The organism is Bacillus thuringiensis, from assembly GCF_001595725.1.
Lineage (GTDB): Bacteria > Bacillota > Bacilli > Bacillales > Bacillaceae_G > Bacillus_A > Bacillus_A thuringiensis_K.
This window is the reverse complement of sequence record NZ_CP014282.1, coordinates 4948483-4967668: the sequence shown is the minus strand read 5'-3', so window position 1 is coordinate 4967668 and position 19186 is coordinate 4948483. Positions and strand designations below refer to the sequence as shown.

Here is a 19186-nt window from a genome sequence, read left to right as displayed (position 1 = left end):
CAATGTTGTTTATAAAGCTCAATTTATTAAAGAAAGTCTTTCTTCTAAAATTGAAGATAGCTTGTCTTGGCAGGGTAAGTGAAATAGACGGTGAATCACCTTTAATAATTTTGAGCTTTTTTATTTGTATAAAAAATAGAAACAGTTATTATTTAGTAGAAATTTTATATATGCAACTATGTAACGCATAGTGCTTTTAAAAAGAAGTGGTACTTGTTACTGAAATATATTATATCTTTAGGTTTATATATGATTAAAATGTCTGATTTTTTAATTTTTACTTTTATCATCTATAGTAAAATTGAATTATAGAAGTGGTAGAACTGAAAAAATATAGGCGAGGTGTTAAAATGGCCAGAAGTACAGAGTCAATGCAGAGAGCAATTTATTCACATGGAGATACCGTAAGATATATAGAACCTGATGAGGCCATTACTATACGAGATCAAGGATATATTAAAGGGTATACTTTATATTGTGAAAATCATCTTAAATCTGGTTGTAAAGCTGAAGTCAAGGTGGTAAACAGAGGACCAGATAATCGTTTTTTTAATTTGATGCCTGAGGGAGAAGGACGAGAGGGACACTGTATCGACTGCTCATATATTTTGAAGACTATTCCAGTTAGAGAGCGATTTAGGGATGTCCCCAAAGACAAAAAGTTAGTAGTGGATATAGATGAACGAGATATGTTTGGCAGCAAGCAGACTAAAGTAATAAAATCGAAAGAAAAGAAAGAATCTGCAAAGAATCAAGTTTTAGCAGTTCCAGAGAAAATTATTACAAGGAAGGTTCCCGGAGTTAGAAATGAATATATTAGAACTATTAGTGAACTTATTGAATTACTGCATAGTAAAGATGATTTAATCATTAGAAACGTATTAAGGCAATTATATGTTACTAATAAACTATATAAAAGAGAAAGCTATCAATTGTTATGGGAAAAAAGGCCTAATCATACATTTATAGTTGAAGGTTTTTTAGATAAAAATGACTTAGAGAAATTAGAGCAAAAAGGGTATGGGTTTGCTTACCCGTTCTATAAAAATAAACCAGATCAAATACGTATTATGTTGATTTATAATGGGAATGGAAAAAAGAGATTTCAAATGACATTAAAAAGTTTACTGAAATGGATCGATAAAAAGACAGATGGAAATCGAAAACTAGCTCTTATAAAAGGGAATATTGTTGATTATTATGAAGATAAAAGAATCATTTTGTTAAATGTAAGAGATATTGATATTAAATATAAAGTAAAAGAATATAGTGCAGAGCAAGTTTCTCAATTTAAAGAGACGAAAAATCTGCCGTTACAAAAGGATAAAGCAGATAACGAAAAGGTAATTAACTATCCAGAATGGAGTGAAGAAAACAAGAAGCAGCCGTCATATGAAGAAAAACTAAGAGAAGTTACGTCTAAAAGTGTTAGGGAGATGCCACCTTTAAAATCTAAGGAATTACCAAAAGAGACAGCTATTCCAATCAGGACGAAGAAAATAGATGTACTTACAACGGATTTTTTGCTTCAGTTTATTGAGGATGCGCATCTGCAAAGAATGAGGGATACAAGTGTTGGAAAAGTGCCTTTAGCAAGATGGTTTGATTCATATTCTGAAAGTGAATATGCAATGATTCCGTTAGAAAAGCTTAAAGGGGTTGATAACTCTAAACGAAGAGAAGGGAGTTGGCTAGAACAATTATATAGTTTGAATAGAATACGACAGAATTTAGAAAGTGTTCAGAGATATGGGATTGAAGAGTTTAAGGAATTTATAAAAAAGGAATCAGATATTATCTTTGATTACTATCAGGATTTCGATAGTTATTATGTTTCGATGCAGGGAACACATAGAAGTGTTATAGCAAAAGTTTTGAATATAGATTATATTGGGGCTAAAATAACTACAGTCCATAAATTAAATGGAAGATTAGAGGAAGAGAAAGAGCAATTTAAAGAGCAGTGGAGAAATTTATTAAATATTATTAAGGAGATTAACCTTGTTTCTAAATATGATCCTAATAAAAAATGTATAAATCTTTATGCGAGTAACAATGTATTTATTATCTCCATTAAAAATATTCAACCACCAACCCTTTATCAAGATGGAAAATATAATTTTGGTTATTGGATTTCGGTATTTAAAGATATAAAAGCTGAGGGAGATAAATTAAATAAAAAACCATTATTATTACGGAAATGGATTTTATATTATAAAAAGAAAAGTAATGTTTTTTGGCGTTCGAAAGAAGAGTATTACTATAAATTGTTAGAGAACTATACTTTGAAAACAGAGATAAAATAAGTTGGCTTTTAGGCTGTGATGCTCTTTCTTATCTAATAAAATGTATTCTTATTACTGTTTTCTTACCTACAATACCTACAGTTACGGATAATCAAGATATCCTTTGAGCAAGTAGCGTTTCAAAATGGCTGCTTGTTTTTTTACTTGCTTCTTCTAATACATGAGCATATATATTCATGATTGTCTGTATATCGCTATGTCCTAAACGTTCTGATATGACTTTTAAATTTTCGTCTTGCGTTAATAAATAGGTAGCATGAGTGAAACGTAGCCCGTGTAATTTAATATGGCGTAATCCATGTTTTTGGGGAAAATAATGCCACCTACTGCTAGCTTTTTCAGGAGTAAGTGGTTTACCATTCCATGTTGAGAATAAGAAGAAATGTTCTTCACCTTCCTATAAATCACCACAGGCAATACGTTTTTCAGCCAAGTACTTTTTATATTGTTTTAATTTGACTGTAAAAGCGGGAAGGATAGAAATAGTTCTTTTTGATTTGCTCGTTTTAGGCTCTTTTAATAGTATCTCTTTGCCTGCTCTGCCAACTGTTTGTTGGATATGAATCATATCATTATCAAAATTAAGATGTCCCCATTCTAAGCCTAATAGCTCGTCCCTACGCATGCCAGTAACGATAGCTAATTGGAATAGCATCTTATTCATTTCTTTTTTTGCTCCGTTAAAGCCAAAATCTTAATGATTTCCTTTTGATCGTAAGGCTGTATCTCTTGTTTCTTTCCTTTTAATTTTGAGCCATCCATAGGGTTCTTCTTGATAAATCCCCATCCCATTCACAAGCCTTTTTGAATAGCATTTTAACTCTTGTATGGATTGAATTTATTGTGGTAGTTGCTAATCCCTTAGTTGGTAAATTCTCATGGAATAAAGTAACTAAATGGAACAGTTTAGAAAGGGTATTGAACGCCAAGACTCCTGTAGCAATAAGGGGTAAAGATGTTGTCTCCTGTTAAAACTGTTTAAAAGCATCGTATAACGTGGATGATTCCGTAAAGAGCGAAAGAAATAAACTTTGAATTTTTCAGATTATGGTGTATGATGGGAAAGTATTGAAAATTAAATCAGTGATAAACTAGGGGTGCCTAACGTATGCGTAGGCTGAGAGAGAAGCGCGTGAACTTCTTAACCCTTTGGACCTGATCTGGCTCGTACCAGCGTAGGGAAGTTAACGGCTTTACATAATGATGTCTTTATGAGCCAGGTCCTTATTTTTCTATGGACCTGGCTCTTTTTATTTTGGCATGCGCTGGCCATATCTCGTCCTTGTCACGAACAGGGGGGCAATAAAATTTATGAAACAATCTGTTTCAGCTGAGCAAATTGAATTGAAATCGAGTTTACCAGGGAGTAAGAAAGTATATGTGGATGGACCACGAGAAGGTATGAAAGTCCCGATGCGTGAGATTGAACAAAGCGAAACGAATGGCGTTCCAAATCCGCCAATTCGTGTGTATGATACGAGCGGTCCTTATACAGATCCTGCGTATAAGGTCGAGTTGGAAAAAGGCATTCCAACGCCGCGCCACTCTTGGATTATGGGGCGTGGTGATGTAGAAGCATACGAAGGGCGTGAAGTGAAACCAGAGGATGACGGTGTGAAAGTGGCTTCGAAACATACACCTGTTTTCCCGCAAATGGATCGTAAGCCGCTTAGAGCAAAGGAAGGTGCAAATGTTACGCAAATGCACTATGCACGTAATGGCATTATTACGTCTGAGATGGAATACGTTGCGATTCGTGAAGGGGTAGAGCCGGAGTTTGTTCGTAAGGAAATCGCAGAAGGCCGCGCTATTTTACCGGCGAATATTAATCATCCAGAAGCTGAACCGATGATCATCGGGCGTAACTTCCATGTGAAGGTAAACGCGAATATCGGAAACTCAGCTGTATCTTCTTCGATTGCAGAAGAAGTAGAGAAAATGACGTGGGCAACGCGCTGGGGTGCAGATACGATTATGGATTTATCTACAGGTAAAAATATTCATACGACGCGTGAGTGGATTATTCGTAACGCACCTGTACCAGTTGGAACTGTACCAATCTATCAAGCGCTGGAAAAAGTAAACGGAATTGCAGAAGATTTAACGTGGGAAGTATATCGTGATACGTTAATTGAGCAGGCGGAGCAAGGCGTTGATTACTTTACGATTCACGCTGGTGTATTGCTTCGTTACATTCCAATCACGGCAAAGCGTACGACAGGTATCGTTTCACGTGGTGGTTCGATTATGGCACAGTGGTGTTTATTCCATCATAAAGAAAACTTCCTATATACTCACTTTGAAGAGATTTGTGAAATTATGAAGCAGTACGATGTTTCGTTCTCTCTTGGAGATGGATTACGTCCAGGGTCTATTGCAGATGCAAATGACGAAGCACAGTTTTCTGAGCTTGAAACACTTGGTGAATTAACCAAAATTGCTTGGAAACATGATGTGCAAGTTATGATCGAAGGACCTGGACATGTACCGATGCACTTAATTAAAGAGAATATGGAGAAAGAGCTTGATATTTGTCAGGGCGCGCCGTTTTACACACTTGGGCCGTTAACGACAGATATTGCACCAGGTTATGACCATATTACATCAGCGATTGGAGCTGCGATGATTGGCTGGTTTGGAACGGCGATGCTTTGTTATGTAACGCCGAAAGAACATTTAGGTTTGCCAAACAAAGATGATGTACGCACGGGTGTTATTACGTACAAAATTGCAGCGCATGCGGCTGATCTTGCGAAAGGACATAAAACGGCTCATCAGCGTGATGATGCACTTTCAAAAGCACGCTTCGAATTCCGTTGGCGCGATCAATTTAATTTATCTTTAGATCCTGAACGTGCGATGGAATATCACGATGAAACGTTGCCTGCAGAAGGGGCAAAGACAGCTCACTTCTGTTCAATGTGTGGACCGAAGTTTTGTAGTATGAGAATTTCACATGATATTCGTGAATATGCAAAAGAAAATGATTTAGAAACGACAGAAGCAATTGAAAAAGGAATGAAAGAGAAAGCAGAAGAATTTAAAGAAGCTGGTAGTCATTTATATCAATAACACGTTACACCTCTTTACTTGATTGATCACACTGTAGTACCTAACTTTATTATAGAAGAAGCCCCATTTGCTAAGACGGTAGCAAAATGGGGCTTCTGTTGTTTAGAGGGCAAAGAAGAGATGTACCCAGTAGAATAAGAGGAATAGTGTGACGACTGTTGTGAGCGGGATAACGATAAGGGATACACTTAAATAGTCTTTCCATTTTACTTTAATTTTGTTTTGTTTCAGAATATACATCCAAATGAGTGAAGCTAGTGTACCAATTGGTAGTAATAGTGAACCGATGTCACTACCAATGATGTTTGCAAGATAGATTGTTTTTAATGTGACTGGATCTAATCCCATTTCTGTTAATGTGATTGTACCAATCATAAGGGCAGGATGGTTATTGAAGACGTTAGAGAGGATGGATACAAGTCCGCCCATCGCAAAGCTAGCATAAAGTAGATGCTGATTCACAACTGGCTCGAGCCATTGTACAAGTGCAGCTGTTAATCCTGCGTTGTGGAGTCCGTAAATAATGACGTACATAGAGAAGGCGAAAATTAAAATGTGCCACGGTGTTTTTTTCAGAATGTCGACAGGATTTGTTCGTAAGTAGTACCATCTCCAAATGAGAAGAACGAGTGAACCAAGTACCGCAACGATTTCAATTGGGATGGATAAGAAGGATGCAACGAATAGAAGGCAACGCATAAGGAAGACGAAGCCTAATACTTTTAACATGAATCTTGTCCGTTTTTGTTTCGTATCAACAGAATTATTTCCTTTTAGTGGATGGAAGTTTTTCGTGAAGAAAATTTCTTCAATATCATATGAAGAAACAGGTAATTTTTTCGGAAGTTTTTTCTTCAAAACTGTATACATGAGCCATGACATAAATAATAAGCCTAGTGTTGCAGGTACAAACATCATAGCGGTATGCATATAAAGAGTCATATTAACGATATTTAATGCAATTAAGTTTACGATATTACTTACACCAATTGGTGCACTAGACGCAGTAGCGATTAAAGCGCCACTTAATAAATAAGGAATTTGTTGGTGTGGTTTTAATTGAAGGTTTTTTAGAAGGAGAATTAAAATGGGAGTTGTAATTAAAATACTGCCGTCGTTATTAAATAAAAGAGTCATAAGAAAACATAATAATTGAATATACCAGTATAGACGGCGGCCAGAACCTTTCGCTAGATTTGCCAGTTTCGCTGCGGACCAATGGAAGAAGCCGAAGCTTTCTAATATAACTGCCATAACTATGGTCGCTAATATTGTTATGGAGGCTCCTCCTATTTTACTAACAATATCTATGACGTCTGGTTTTGACACAAGTCCAGTAATTAGGATAATGCCAGCACCGATTGCCGCTGGCCACGCCTCATTTAAACCTCGAGGCCGCCAAAAGATAACAATCATTGTTAAGAAAAATACAATAATAGTAATCCATATTTCAATGCTCATATTTTGCCTACCTTTCTATTTTCCCTTAAACAGATGTAGCTTGTCTCAAGTTTATATTGGTAGTATATTCAGCAAAAAATAAGAAGAACTAGACGTATAACGAGATGAAGCGAATATGTGTTTTTCAAGCTAAAGGACAAGTGTCATTAGTAGTGAAATAACTATTGTGATAGAAGTCTATAAATTGATTGGGCAGTAAGGTAGTAAATGAGATTTATATGGGCGATTATGGAGATGTATTGGCGCAACTTAAAATATATCAGCGATTATTGAAATATATCGGCGCAACTCAAAATATATTAGCAGTTATTAAAATATATCGATTTAACGACAAAACATGACAAAAGGAGTCTATCCCAAAATGCCTTTTGGAACAGACTCCAAGGTTATATTATTTTTCCTTCAAAAAAGTACGATCTTTTAAGAATAAATTCCAGAAGAAAATAAATCCAGGTAGTAAAATTGCGATTCCAATTGCGTATAGAATGAGCAGTGCATAGAACGTTTCTTTCGTTGTAAAGCTTGTAAATACAGTTACGTCAGGATAAATAATATACGGTAAATGCGCGACCCCGTAAGCATAGCTTGCAAATGCATATTGAGCGACGACAGCTAAAACGGCAATGCGAGGGTATCCTAGTGTATTGTACTTTTTGTTTGTCCACCAAAGGGACGAGTATCCGATAACGAATAAAACAATAGAAACTGTAAACCACGGGAATTGCTTTATTAATCCTTGCATAAGCCAATGTGTTTCTGGATCCATTACAACGAGGGCAATAATTGCCGTGACGAGCGTTGCAGGACCAAGGATGATGGCATTTCTTCTATAAATTCTATACGTATCTTCTGAACTTTGTTCTCTCGAAAAATCAGCAAGAAAGAGAGAGGAGAGAAATAGTTCAGACGTTAGTCCGAAGAGCATATAACAGTAGATAACCGGGCTAGAAAGAAGTTTTCCATATAGGAGTACTTCTTTTCCTTCAGACATTGTAATATAGGCTCCCTCTGTAACGGGTAAAACGGTAATTAATAGTGCTGGAATTAATAGACCGGTAATACCTGAAATAACCCGAAGAAGGTATTGATATTTTGGCAAGGAGTAAGCAAATACCATAAATGTACTACGTACTGCAATGAGCACTAAAATTAACATAACTGGTACGAACATTACTGTCGCAAGAGTAAAGGCCGCTTTCGGAAAGAAGCCGAGAAATGCGACAACGACGAAAACGAGAAACGTATTTGTTACTTCCCAAGTTGGTGATAAGTACCGATTCGCAAGTTTGGCAGCGAGCGTTGGATGTTTTGCATATACCATGCCCCAAAAACCAGCTCCAAAATCGATAGACCCTAATATACTGTATACGAAAATAAGGGCCCATAAGATGATGATTGCAATACTTTCCTCATGCACGAGAATCGCCTCCTTGGTGTTGTAAATCATTCTTTAATGGATGTCTTCTAAAGAATGTCCGTAGAACAATGACTGTTAAAATAGCGAGTCCAATATATAAAATGATGAACAAAACAAATAAAGGACCGACGAAATCAGCGCGTGTAGATGCATCGACTGTACGTTGCATACCATAAATTGTCCATGGCTGACGACCGCTACAACTGAAAATCCATCCGAATTCAATACCGAGCATCATAATTGGTCCGCATGCGGCAGTCCCCCAAAGTAGCCACTTCGGTAGTTCTGTTCCTTTTTTTCGGTAAACGAAGTACCAATATAAGAGCGCAATTGCTGCAACAGCAAAGGTAAACGCAGCAGTGCCGACCATTAAGTTGAAAAGAGTATGTGTATAAAATGGTGGCCATGTTTCTTGTGGAAATTCGTTTAGACCTTTTACGACAGTGCTAGGGTCTAGTCCCACTAATAAGCTAAGCATGTTTGGAATTTCAAGTGCATAGTTTAGTTCAAGTGTATTAGGATCCACAACTCCGCCAATGGATAACGGTGCGTGTGATGTCGTTTCAAATAAAGCTTCAGCAGATGCAAGTTTTTCAGGTGAGTGTTTATGTAAGGCAATCGCTGATTCATGTCCTGAAAGCCACATCGTAGCGCCTGTAATAAATGTAACGACAAGCCCTAATAGTAGCCCTTTTTTATGATAAGCAATTTCACGTGTACTTAAATTTTTCTTCAATAATTTAAATCCAGCGATAGAAGCAATGACAGCCGCACCAGTTGCATAAGCCGTAATAACGACATGGAATGCACTTGTGCCAAAACTCGGATTAAAGAAAGCTTTCCACGGATCAACGTTAAAAACAGATCCGTCTGGATTCATTGAAAAACCTGCTGGTGTATTCATCCATGTATTTGCTGATGTAATAAGAACGGCGGATGCCGTGGCACCAAGCATGACGAAAAATAGCGAGATTAATCTCATAAATGGAGGAAGTTTATCGGCTGCATATACGTAAATCGACATGAATAAAGCCTCCAAAAAGAAGGCGAAAATCTCAATTTGGAAGGGAACAGAAATAACTTGTCCAACAATTTTGGCAAAACCAGGCCAAAGAAGTGAGATTTGCACACCGACAATTGTTCCAGTTGGAATTGCTACACCGAGAAGAATAGCAAACGCCTTTGTCCATCTTTTCGCCATAATGGCATAGTCGGAGTCTTTCTTCCAGTGATAGAGTATTTCGCTTATAAAAATCATCAATGAAAGTCCAACGCCAAGTGTTGCAAAGATAATGTGGAATGCTAATGAAGAACCAAAAAATGCTCTTGCTAATGTTACCGTATCCATATGTAAACTCCTCTTCTTTTTTGCCATTATTTTCTGATTGAATTGGAAGATTTATTCAAAAAAACTACCAAAAATATATATGTATTTAAAAAGTGAATATGATAATATAATGTTGTAATATTTTGAATAGAAAGAAATAAGTAGTTGCTTATATTTTGTTTGTTTTTTGCGCAGGAATCTTTTATAATCTTTTATGCGAACATAAGTTCTGTTTTTCGGAAAAGAAGTTTATGTGAAATGGAGAGGGTGTTTTATGTATCCTGAAGTCATTAAAAAGATGGCATTTTCAAAAGAGCATAGAGATTTATTATTGAAGTTATATAATAAAGAGATTACACGTCGTGAATATGATCGACTTGTACAATCGCTATATAAACCTTCTAAAGGGGTTTGCGAGGGGTAGAAATGCGGGAGACAATCTAATAGATTGTCTTTTTTAAATTTATGTATGTTCTGATAAAATTAAGGTTAGCCTTACTAGGGAGGTGAAAAGATTGCGGAAACGTTTATATATAGGGATTGGGGTTATCTTCTTAATCGCTTTAGGTGGAATTGTATTTTGGTCAGCTTTACAAGGAAACCGTACAGAAAATTTTATTTTAAGACATATGGTGAATGACAATGGAACGCTTGCCACGTATCGTTTAGTAGATACTAAGGCAGGTACGGGTGAAGCTAAGGGACGTGAAGCTTTATCAGAATCGGCGGGATTATGGTTACAATATACACTTGATAAAGATGATCAGGCGTTATTTGATGAGCAAGTAAAGGTTATTCAAGATAATTTCGTATATAAGAATCATATCGTTTTATGGAAACTCTCTGAAAAGGGAGAGAGGCAGTCAGCTACAAATGCACTTATAGATGATCTTCGTATTATAGAACAATTATATCGTGCTTATGAAATGTATAAGGAAGAGCGTTATAAAAACGTTGCCGATCAATTAAGTGATGCTGTACTTCGTTATAATAAAAAAAATAATTATTATGTTGATTATTATGATGCAGATGCAGGGAAACAAAATAATTTTGTAACAACATCATACATAAATCCGCGTGCATTCTCCTATATGAAGAAGTACGGCAAAGTTTCTGCTCAGCAATATCAGGAAGTCGTTCAGTTTTTAGCGGATTATCCAAGGCATGGCTGGGCATTCCCAAAAGAGTATAAAGAAGATGGTACATTTACGTACGATAAAGAAGTGAATCTTATTGACCAATCGTACGTTGCATATCATCGAAGTTTAGGTGGTCTTTCATCAGCTGCTTATTTAGAATTTATAAAGAAGAAATTCCAGGAGGATGGAAAGCTATACGGTCGTTACAATTTAGAAACGGGAAAACAAACTGTGAATTATGAATCGCCAGCCGCATACGGACTAACGATTTTGTACGTACTACAAACAGGTGATACAAAGTTTGCGAAAGAATTGTATGATCATATGGCCACATTCCGAAATGATAACGTATTTAGTAGATATTACGGTGGATATGTAACAGGTGAAAATAATAATACGCATATTTTTGATAATGTACTACCACTTTTAGCTGAAATGGAATTAAAAAAGAGTGAACAATAAAAGTTGCCACCATATGAGGGTGGCAACTTTTATTTGTTGATATAATCTTACGTCCTAATGTTGGAGAAGTAATCAATCACGAATTCACGAAATTGCTGAGCTGTTTTTGATAAGTAGCGTTTTTTCGACCAACTTAAACCGATAGTTCGCTGACAAGTGGGTTCAATAATACGCAATTTGCTTGATGCTAAAGCAGAGTTTTTTAATAAAGTTAAACTTGGAACAAAAGCGATGCCGAGACCTTGCTTAATGAGGTCGCTAATCACGGTCGGTTCATCTACTTCAAAAGCAATATGCGGAGTGAAACCAGCTTCTTTACAAAATGCATCCGTTAAGTGCCGAAATCCATAGCCAGTGTTCATACTAATAAATGGTTCGTCTTTTACTTCATGCAGGTGGATATTTTCTCGACCTGATAAACGATGGTCTGAAGGGACGACTAAGAAAATTTCTTCTGTAATAAGTGGTTCCCAAACAATCTCCTCACCTTCAATTGGTACAGAGGAGATACAAAAGTCAATTTCTATATTATCTAGTTGTCGTTTCATAGAAGGAGTGGATGCAAGAAATTGTTGGAATCGAACGTTAGGATGTTCTAGTAAAAAAGAGCCAAGTAGTTCTGGTAATATTCTCGGAATAGAAACGGCCAGTGTAATAGAGCTTTGTTGTAATTCGGCTAAATCTTTAATTTCTCGTTCCCCTTCACTTAATTCATGAAAAATACGTTCTACCCGTTTTAAAAATACTTTTCCGAAAGAATTTAAAGTAATCTGTCGGCCTTGGCGATCAAATAAAGGGACGCCTAAATCCTTTTCGAGTCTAGCGATTGTTTTGCTGAGTGAAGGTTGCGCGATATGCAATTCTTCAGCTGCCTTTGTCATATGTTCTAGTCGTGCAACTGTCTGAAAGTATTTTAACTGGAGCAGTTCCATTTCGAATCTCCTTTCTATAGACCAAAAGGAATGAATTGATAATTAAAGATGTATTATACAGTATGGAAAGTGACGTGTATAGTAAATCTGTTAAACCATTGTAATGGTGTGAAATTAGGAGAAGGAGTATGTTTCATGAAAGGAATTCAACTTATATTTAAAGATTGGAAAGCGATGTGGCACCATAAACATGGACGTATCGCTTTAATTTTTTTATTAATCGTTCCGTTAATTTATTCAGGATTCTTCTTGGCTGGATATTGGGATCCGTATGGAAAATTAGATAAATTACCTGTTGCGGTTGTGAATTTAGATAAGGGTGCTGTGATGGATGAAAAAACAATTCATGCAGGAGACGATTTTGTTAAAAATTTAAAAGAGAATAAGGAATTGGCTTTTCATTTCGTATCAGGAAAAAATGCTGATGAAGGGTTAAAAGAAGATAAATATTATATGGTTGTTACGATTCCGGAAGATTTCTCTAAAAAGGTAAGTACACTTATGGATGAGAAACCAGAGCCGGCAACGTTGCAGTACAAAGTAAATCCAGGGAAAAACTTTGTAGCGGCTCAAATTGGAACGACAGCTGTTGAAAATATGAAAACAAAAATCTCAAACAGTATTACGAAATCTTATACAGAAGGCGTCTTTTCAAAGTTTCAAGATTTGGCACAAGGATTGAGTGATGCAAGTAATGGTGCTGAGAAGTTACATGAAGGAACGACCGATGCAAAAAATGGAGCGAATCAGCTTGCGGATGGTATTGATCGTTTAAGTAGTGGGACATCGAAATTGAAAGAAGGAAGTGAAAAACTTGCATCCAGTCAATCTGCCTTAACGGGGGGAGCAAATGAGCTGAGTCAAGGAGCGACATCACTTCATAGTGGTATGGAGTTATTAGCACAAGGTGAAAAAACGTTACAATCAGGAGTTAGTGAATTAAGTGCTGGTACAAATGAATGGGTGAGCGGAAGTGAGAAGCTTGCTGAAGGCCAAGTAAAAGCGGATGGTGCGGCTAATAGTATAAAACAACAATTAGAAGAGTACGTGAAAAATCATCCAGAAGTGCAGCAAGATCCCGCTTTTCAAAAAATTGTTGCTACGTCTAATGGACTAGCTAAAGCAACAAGTACTTTAAATAATAGCCAACAACAATTGACACAAGGTGCGAAGAAGCTTACTGACGGTCAACATAAGATTGAAGAAGGTATGAATACATTCGGAGTTAAGTTAAATGAAGCTACTGCTGGAACGAAAAAGATAGCAGATGGTGCATCGAATTTGGCTGATGGATTTACGAAGTGGGGAAATGGATTTACATCATTACAAGAAGGTGTCAATCAACTTGCGAGTGGCGGAACAGAGCTGAATCATGGTGCTAATCAGTTAACGAACGGACTTGTTAAACTTGACGATGGTGCGAAAGAACTTTCTACGAAATTAGGAGAGGGCGCAGAGAAGATAGCGGATGTTCGTAATGATGATGCACGCAATACGATGTTCTCAGAGCCAGTTCAGTTAGTGAAGTCAACAGTTTCTGACGTTCCTAACTACGGTTCAGGCATTGCACCATATTTCTTATCACTTGCATTTTATGTTGGCGGAATTATGGCATCGAATATTTTACCGCTTGGCCGCAGACAAAATATGAAGGTAAGTGGAACCGTACATTTTATTAATAAACTAGGATTGGTATATTTAATTGGACTTATTCAAGCGCTACTCGTAGATGTAGTTGTGCTAGGTGTTATGAAATTAGAAGTCGCAAGTGTGCCACTTTTTGTTTTATCAAGTATTGTGATTTCCTTTACGTTCATGACATTTATTCTTATGTTAGTCACAGTATTTGGTCTTGTTGGAAAGTTCTTAGCGGTAACGCTTCTTGTCCTGCAATTAGCGACGAGCGGAGGTACTTTCCCAGGAGAATTAAACATAGCTGTTCTTAGCAAAATTGGACAGTTTCTCCCAATGTCCCATTCTCTTAGAGGATTACAAGATGTTATCTCTTTAGGAGATTGGTCACAATTACAAATGCAAATTTTAATATTGTTATGTTATCTCGTTGTTGCCGGTGGCATTGCTTGGGTCACGAGTCATATACAGCATAGAGAAACGAATGCAGAACAAGTTTCTTAAAATGAAAGAAGCTATCCGATTTTTTCGGATAGCTTCTTTTTTATTTACGTTCCATTACTGCAAAGTAATTATTTTCATTATCAGCAAAGTTAAATGCTCTGCCAGTAGGTAAATCTACAATCTGTCCAACTGTGACATTTTTCTCAGAAAGATCTTTATACAGTTGATCTAAGTTATTAGAGAAGAACATAAGTGAAGGAGTACCTAAGTTTAATTCAGGTTGCATCTTCGCAATTAACGCTTTATCGTGAAGGACGATGCTTGTTCCTGCTTCTTTCGCCGGCGCAATTTCAATCCAGCGGAATCCGTTTCCGTTATTTTCATCCGCAATGATTTGGAATCCTACTTTTTCTATCCAAAATTGTACTGTTTCGTCTTGGTTATTTACATATAGCATAATTTGTCCAACTTGATTAATCATAGGTGTCTCTCGCTTTCTTTTTTATATGCGTATTATTATATCAAATATATGGTTTGAATAGTTTTCTATGATTTTTTCGGAATACAACCTTCGTCCATTTCATCTTAGTTGTAGGAGAAGGACCTGTAATCCAAGTGTGAAATGGTATTGTACTACAAATGACCATTGTTGAAATAGAGGTAATGGCCGTTAATACAAATAGTAATAGGCTATATAATATAGTATTTTCTTGCAGCGTGAATAAGGAAAGAAGTTTTGTGCATAGTTGCAAGAAGAATAAATGAGCTAAATAAGCACCATACGTGTAATTTCCAATGAAACGTAACGTTTTATATAAGAAACCACGACGCTGTACTATCATAATAGATAACACATACAGTATGATAATTTCGCATACGATATATAAAAACATAGATGGTTTTAAATAGGTAGAAACAGTTAAATGAATAGAGTTTGCTCCGTAAAAACTAAACAACTCATAATTGATGAATAAAAATAAGATGAAAAATAATATTGTGATAAGCGGGATATGTTTCATGACGAATAGCCGCCACGTTTTTAGTGCTACAGCAGCGATTCCTCCCATGACGAAATAGAACGAGTAGAAGAAGAAGGAACGATCTGTATAATGTAAAATGGTTGAGCTAGTCAATTTCTCTCCATTAAAAATGTAGTGCGAAGAATACCACATTAAGAGGAAATATAGGCAAGCAAAGATGGTCATATATTTATATATGTCTTTTTTATTTTCTGTTCGTTTTTGAAACCAATAAAATAGTGTGCACAGCAAAGGGAACAATAAGTGAATTTGGAACATCATAATTACGTACCAAAGATGGGGTGCGGCTGTTCCGAGTAATACACTTTTTATTCCGCCTTGTAATGTGATCATATCGTTTGTTGTTAATAAGTAAAGAATAGACCAGAAGAAATAAGGAATGAGTAAATGTGCGGCTTTTTCAGAAATATATTCTTTGTATACTAATTGCTTTGTATAGTGACGAATTAAATGAAATCCAACGATAAATATGAATGCAGGTGCTGAGAATTTTGCAAGATTAAATAGCATGCCCATAATGAGAGATTGCTCAAGTAAGACATTTCCTTGATTCATTGTATATAATAACGAACTTTGCAAAACGACAGCAAGGAATGCAATGCTTTGCAAAACTTTAAATTCTGGTGCGCTTTGTGTCATTATGTCCAACTCCTTTTCCATACATGATTATAGTACGGAGAATGGATAATGAGTGTGGAATATTTGTGAAGGTTTTAACAAATTTGTGGCGGAATGGATTATATCGACGATTTTTTGGATATATCGTTCATAACTTCAAATATATCAACGATTTTTTCAATATATCGACGTTTCGACAAGGGATATCGACTTATCAACAAATAACGACAAAAAGAGGATACTCAAAATGAGCATCCTCTTTCTATCTATTAAGCAAATTTGTTTTTGATCCAATTCTTACCTTCTACAAGGCGAGCTGTCATTACGGCACAAGCGTTATCTGCTGTTACGTTTAACATCGTTGCAGGAGGATCAATAATTGTACTAATTGCTGCAATAATTGGCAATGCTTCTGGCGGGAAACCGTATAGAGATACGATTAACATTTCACCGATCATACCGCCGCCTGGAATAGCACCCATTACTGTTCCTACTAATAAAGAAACAACAAGTGCGATTGCTAATGTTTTCGGTCCTTCAAATTCCATGTTGAAAATACCGAATAAGAAAGCGATTTTTAATACGCCGCCTAAAACAGAGCCATCTTTATGAAGAGTAGAACCAAGAAGGACAACTGTTTCACGAACGTCTGAAGAAATACCCATTTTCTTTGTTGCTTCTAAGTTTGCTGGAATACTTGCGGCACTACTACAAGTTGCAAGTGATGTAACTGTAGGAGAGACCATGTTCTTCCAAAATACTTGTACACCTTGCTTGCGACCTGCAAGGTATGCATAGAATGTGAAGAATACAAAGAAATAAATTAGAGAAGCAGGATAGTATACCATTGCTGCTCGGAAGTAAGTTCCAAGAAGTTGTGGTCCGAATTCACCAACTAATGCTGCGAAGTAAGCAGCAAGTCCGATTGGAGCGTAATACATAATGAAAGATACAACTTTCATTGAAATTTCTGCACCAGCTTGTAGGAATGTAGCGAATGGCTTTCCTTTTTCGCCAACTGCTGAAGTTGCAATCCCCATTAAGATAGAGAAGAAAATAAGAGCTAACATATTTTCACGAGATAGTAACTTAGAGAAGTCAGATACTGTTAAAATACCGACGATTTGATCTGCAACACTAACAGCTTTGCCGGCTTTGTCAGGTTGTGTTAGTTCTAGTACAACACCTTGTGCTGGCGGGAATACTTTCACGACAATAATCATAAAAATAGCAGCTAAAATACTTGTAAATAAGAAAGTCCCAGCCATACTAGACATAATTTTACCGAAACGTTTTAATCCATCCATATTAGCAATAGACGATGCGATGCTAAAGAACACTAAAGGTACAACAATCGTAAACATTAAGTTTAAGAAAATATCACCAAGCGGCTTTAAAGCAACTGCATCGGCACCCATGAAATAACCAATGAAACCACCAATTAGGATAGAAGATAATAAAATAAGTGGAAAGCGATATGCCTTCATAAATATATCCTCCTATCAATTAAAAAAATTCATACTGAATCATTATAGCGAGTTAGAGTCCTCTTTACTAGGAGAATACGGATAAATGGAATAGCGTGAAAACCAAGAAATTTTTGTTTTTAAGCTCGGCATACAGCAGGAAATCTAGACATATATATTTGTAAACTAGTGGTGGCAAGGGATGCACCATAACTTAGGCTTAATAAAAGGGGGAGGGAAGCGGAATGAATATTTTGCTTTGCTGTGCAGCGGGAATGTCTTCCAGTTTGATTGTTACAAAGATGGAGAAAGCAGCAGAGGCAAGAGGAATAGAGGTAAAGATTTGGGCTGTATCAGGTTCTGAAGTAAATAGCCATATTGATAAAGCCGATGTACTTTTACTTGGACCACAAGTACGTTATTTATTACCGAAGATGCAAGAATTATGTAAGGATAAAGGGATACCTGTTGATGTCATTCAATCCGTTCATTACGGACTTTGTAATGGAGAAGCTATCTTGCAAGCAGCTTTGTCAATGAAACCATGAGGAGAGTGGGATAGATGATACGGTTTTTAGAGAAGTATGTGATGCCGATAGCGGGGAAGGTTGCAGAGCAGAGGCATTTACAAGCGATTCGAGATGGAATTATTTTAACGATGCCGTTCTTAATTATTGGATCATTTTTCCTTATTATTAGTGCGCTACCGATACCGGGATATAACGAGTTTATGGCAGGTTTGTTTGGGGAGAATTGGCAGAGAGCTTTAGGCTATCCAGTTAGTGCAACTTTTAATATAATGGCTTTAATAGCTGTTTTTGGAATCGCTTACAGGCTTGGAGAGTATTATAAAGTGGATGCTTTAGCATCCGGGGCATTGTCGCTTGTGACGTTTTTACTTGCGACTCCATTCCAAGTTGCATATATTATACCAAGTACAAAAGAGAGTGTACTTGTAGAAGGCGCTATCCCAGCTGTATTAATGGGAAGCCAAGGGTTATTTGTAGCAATGATTATTGCACTTATATCTACTGAACTTTATCGATTTATTGTACAAAAAAAGATAATTATAAAGATGCCAGAGACAGTTCCACCAGCTGTCACGCGTTCATTTGCGGCACTTGTTCCAGGATTTATTGTTGTAACAGTTATTTGGATTTTACGCTTAATTATAGAAAATACTTCTTTTGGCAGTATCCATAATATTGTAGGACAAATTTTACAGGAGCCACTTAGTGTACTTGGTGCTAGTCTTTGGGGCGCAATAATAGCAGTTATTCTCGTTCATGTTCTTTGGTCGTGTGGAATTCATGGTGCTACTATTGTTGGTGGTGTAATGAGCCCCGTTTGGTTATCGTTAATGGATCAAAACCGAGTGGCTTTTCAAGCTGGGCAAGATGTACCAAATACGATTACGGCACAGTTTTTTGATTTATGGATTTATATGGGCGGTTCTGGTGCAACGCTTGCTCTAGTTGTCGGAATGTTACTATTTGCACGAAGTCAACAATTAAAAAGTTTAGGGAGATTGTCAATTGCACCTGGTATATTTAATATTAATGAGATGGTAACTTTTGGTATGCCGATTGTAATGAACCCACTTTTACTAATTCCATTTATATTAGTTCCAGTTGTGTTAACAATTGTTTCTTACTTTGCAATGGAATGGGGATGGGTCGCACGTCCAAGTGGGGCCGCTGTACCTTGGACGACACCTATTCTTTTTAGTGGATATTTAGGATCGGGCGGGAAAATTTCAGGTGTTATTTTACAACTTGTTAACTTTGCGCTAGCATTCTTCATTTATTTACCGTTCTTAAAAATATGGGATAAACAAAAACTGGCGGAAGAAAAGGGGGAGTAAAGAACT

The 19186-nt window shown here is 36.6% G+C and carries 15 protein-coding genes, 1 pseudogene and 1 riboswitch; of the genes and pseudogenes, 7 read left to right on the top strand and 9 right to left on the bottom strand.

Going from position 1 to position 19186, the window contains the following annotated elements:
• The first annotated feature begins 350 nt into the window (after positions 1 to 350).
• Entirely contained in the window at positions 351 to 2306 is a 1956-nt protein-coding gene (locus tag AXW78_RS25060) for a hypothetical protein (protein WP_061884765.1), read from the top strand.
• 91 nt (positions 2307 to 2397) lie between these two features.
• Here the strand turns inward: AXW78_RS25060 and AXW78_RS25055 are convergent.
• Positions 2398 to 2931, bottom strand: a pseudogene (locus AXW78_RS25055) (site-specific integrase).
• Between the two features lie 35 nt (positions 2932 to 2966).
• Positions 2967 to 3098 (bottom strand): hypothetical protein, encoded by a 132-nt coding sequence (locus AXW78_RS35305; protein ID WP_255831465.1) that lies wholly within the window; start codon positions 3096 to 3098, stop codon positions 2967 to 2969.
• Between the two features lie 291 nt (positions 3099 to 3389).
• Positions 3390 to 3505, top strand: a riboswitch (TPP riboswitch).
• A 112-nt stretch (positions 3506 to 3617) separates the two neighbouring features.
• Here AXW78_RS35305 and thiC point away from each other — a divergent pair.
• Complete coding sequence (gene thiC / locus AXW78_RS25050; protein ID WP_061884764.1) at positions 3618 to 5378, top strand: phosphomethylpyrimidine synthase ThiC; 1761 nt, start codon at positions 3618 to 3620, stop codon at positions 5376 to 5378.
• Between the two features lie 102 nt (positions 5379 to 5480).
• On the opposite strand, the gene AXW78_RS25045 is transcribed toward thiC, so the two are convergent.
• The 3 genes from AXW78_RS25045 to cydA form a co-directional block, all read right to left on the bottom strand.
• Positions 5481 to 6839, bottom strand: a complete 1359-nt coding sequence (locus AXW78_RS25045) for an arsenic transporter (RefSeq protein WP_046946616.1) — start codon at positions 6837 to 6839, stop codon at positions 5481 to 5483.
• A gap of 391 nt (positions 6840 to 7230) precedes the next feature.
• Positions 7231 to 8256, bottom strand: coding sequence for a cytochrome d ubiquinol oxidase subunit II (locus AXW78_RS25040; RefSeq protein ID WP_000544169.1), 1026 nt, complete (start codon positions 8254 to 8256; stop codon positions 7231 to 7233).
• A complete protein-coding gene (cydA, locus tag AXW78_RS25035; RefSeq protein WP_046946617.1) occupies positions 8249 to 9604 on the bottom strand; it encodes a cytochrome ubiquinol oxidase subunit I in 1356 nt (451 codons plus the stop codon). The genes AXW78_RS25040 and cydA overlap by 8 nt, the downstream gene beginning before the upstream one ends.
• 253 nt (positions 9605 to 9857) lie before the next feature.
• Between cydA and AXW78_RS34530 the strand changes: the two genes are divergently transcribed.
• Positions 9858 to 10007, top strand: coding sequence for a hypothetical protein (locus tag AXW78_RS34530; RefSeq protein ID WP_000283182.1), 150 nt, complete (start codon positions 9858 to 9860; stop codon positions 10005 to 10007).
• A 91-nt stretch (positions 10008 to 10098) separates the two neighbouring features.
• Entirely contained in the window at positions 10099 to 11184 is a 1086-nt protein-coding gene (locus tag AXW78_RS25025; RefSeq protein WP_001231670.1) for a hypothetical protein, read from the top strand.
• Between the two features lie 47 nt (positions 11185 to 11231).
• Here the strand turns inward: AXW78_RS25025 and AXW78_RS25020 are convergent, their stop codons facing one another.
• Positions 11232 to 12116 (bottom strand): LysR family transcriptional regulator, encoded by an 885-nt coding sequence (locus tag AXW78_RS25020; RefSeq protein WP_061884763.1) that lies wholly within the window; start codon positions 12114 to 12116, stop codon positions 11232 to 11234.
• Between the two features lie 135 nt (positions 12117 to 12251).
• Here AXW78_RS25020 and AXW78_RS25015 point away from each other — a divergent pair, with 135 nt between their 5' ends.
• A complete protein-coding gene (locus AXW78_RS25015) occupies positions 12252 to 14252 on the top strand; it encodes a YhgE/Pip domain-containing protein (protein WP_061884762.1) in 2001 nt (666 codons plus the stop codon).
• A gap of 40 nt (positions 14253 to 14292) precedes the next feature.
• On the opposite strand, the gene AXW78_RS25010 is transcribed toward AXW78_RS25015, so the two are convergent.
• The 3 genes from AXW78_RS25010 to AXW78_RS25000 form a co-directional block, all read right to left on the bottom strand.
• Positions 14293 to 14673 (bottom strand): VOC family protein, encoded by a 381-nt coding sequence (locus AXW78_RS25010; protein WP_061884761.1) that lies wholly within the window; start codon positions 14671 to 14673, stop codon positions 14293 to 14295.
• Between the two features lie 40 nt (positions 14674 to 14713).
• A complete protein-coding gene (locus AXW78_RS25005; RefSeq protein ID WP_000194298.1) occupies positions 14714 to 15871 on the bottom strand; it encodes an acyltransferase in 1158 nt (385 codons plus the stop codon).
• Between the two features lie 248 nt (positions 15872 to 16119).
• Complete coding sequence (locus AXW78_RS25000; protein WP_000649376.1) at positions 16120 to 17337, bottom strand: dicarboxylate/amino acid:cation symporter; 1218 nt, start codon at positions 17335 to 17337, stop codon at positions 16120 to 16122.
• Positions 17338 to 17561: 224 nt separating this feature from the next.
• Between AXW78_RS25000 and AXW78_RS24995 the strand changes: the two genes are divergently transcribed.
• On the top strand, positions 17562 to 17864 hold the full coding sequence (locus AXW78_RS24995; protein WP_061884760.1) for a PTS sugar transporter subunit IIB: 303 nt from the start codon (positions 17562 to 17564) through the stop codon (positions 17862 to 17864).
• A 14-nt stretch (positions 17865 to 17878) separates the two neighbouring features.
• Complete coding sequence (celB, locus tag AXW78_RS24990; RefSeq protein ID WP_000617768.1) at positions 17879 to 19180, top strand: PTS cellobiose transporter subunit IIC; 1302 nt, start codon at positions 17879 to 17881, stop codon at positions 19178 to 19180.
• The last annotated feature ends 6 nt before the right edge of the window (positions 19181 to 19186 follow it).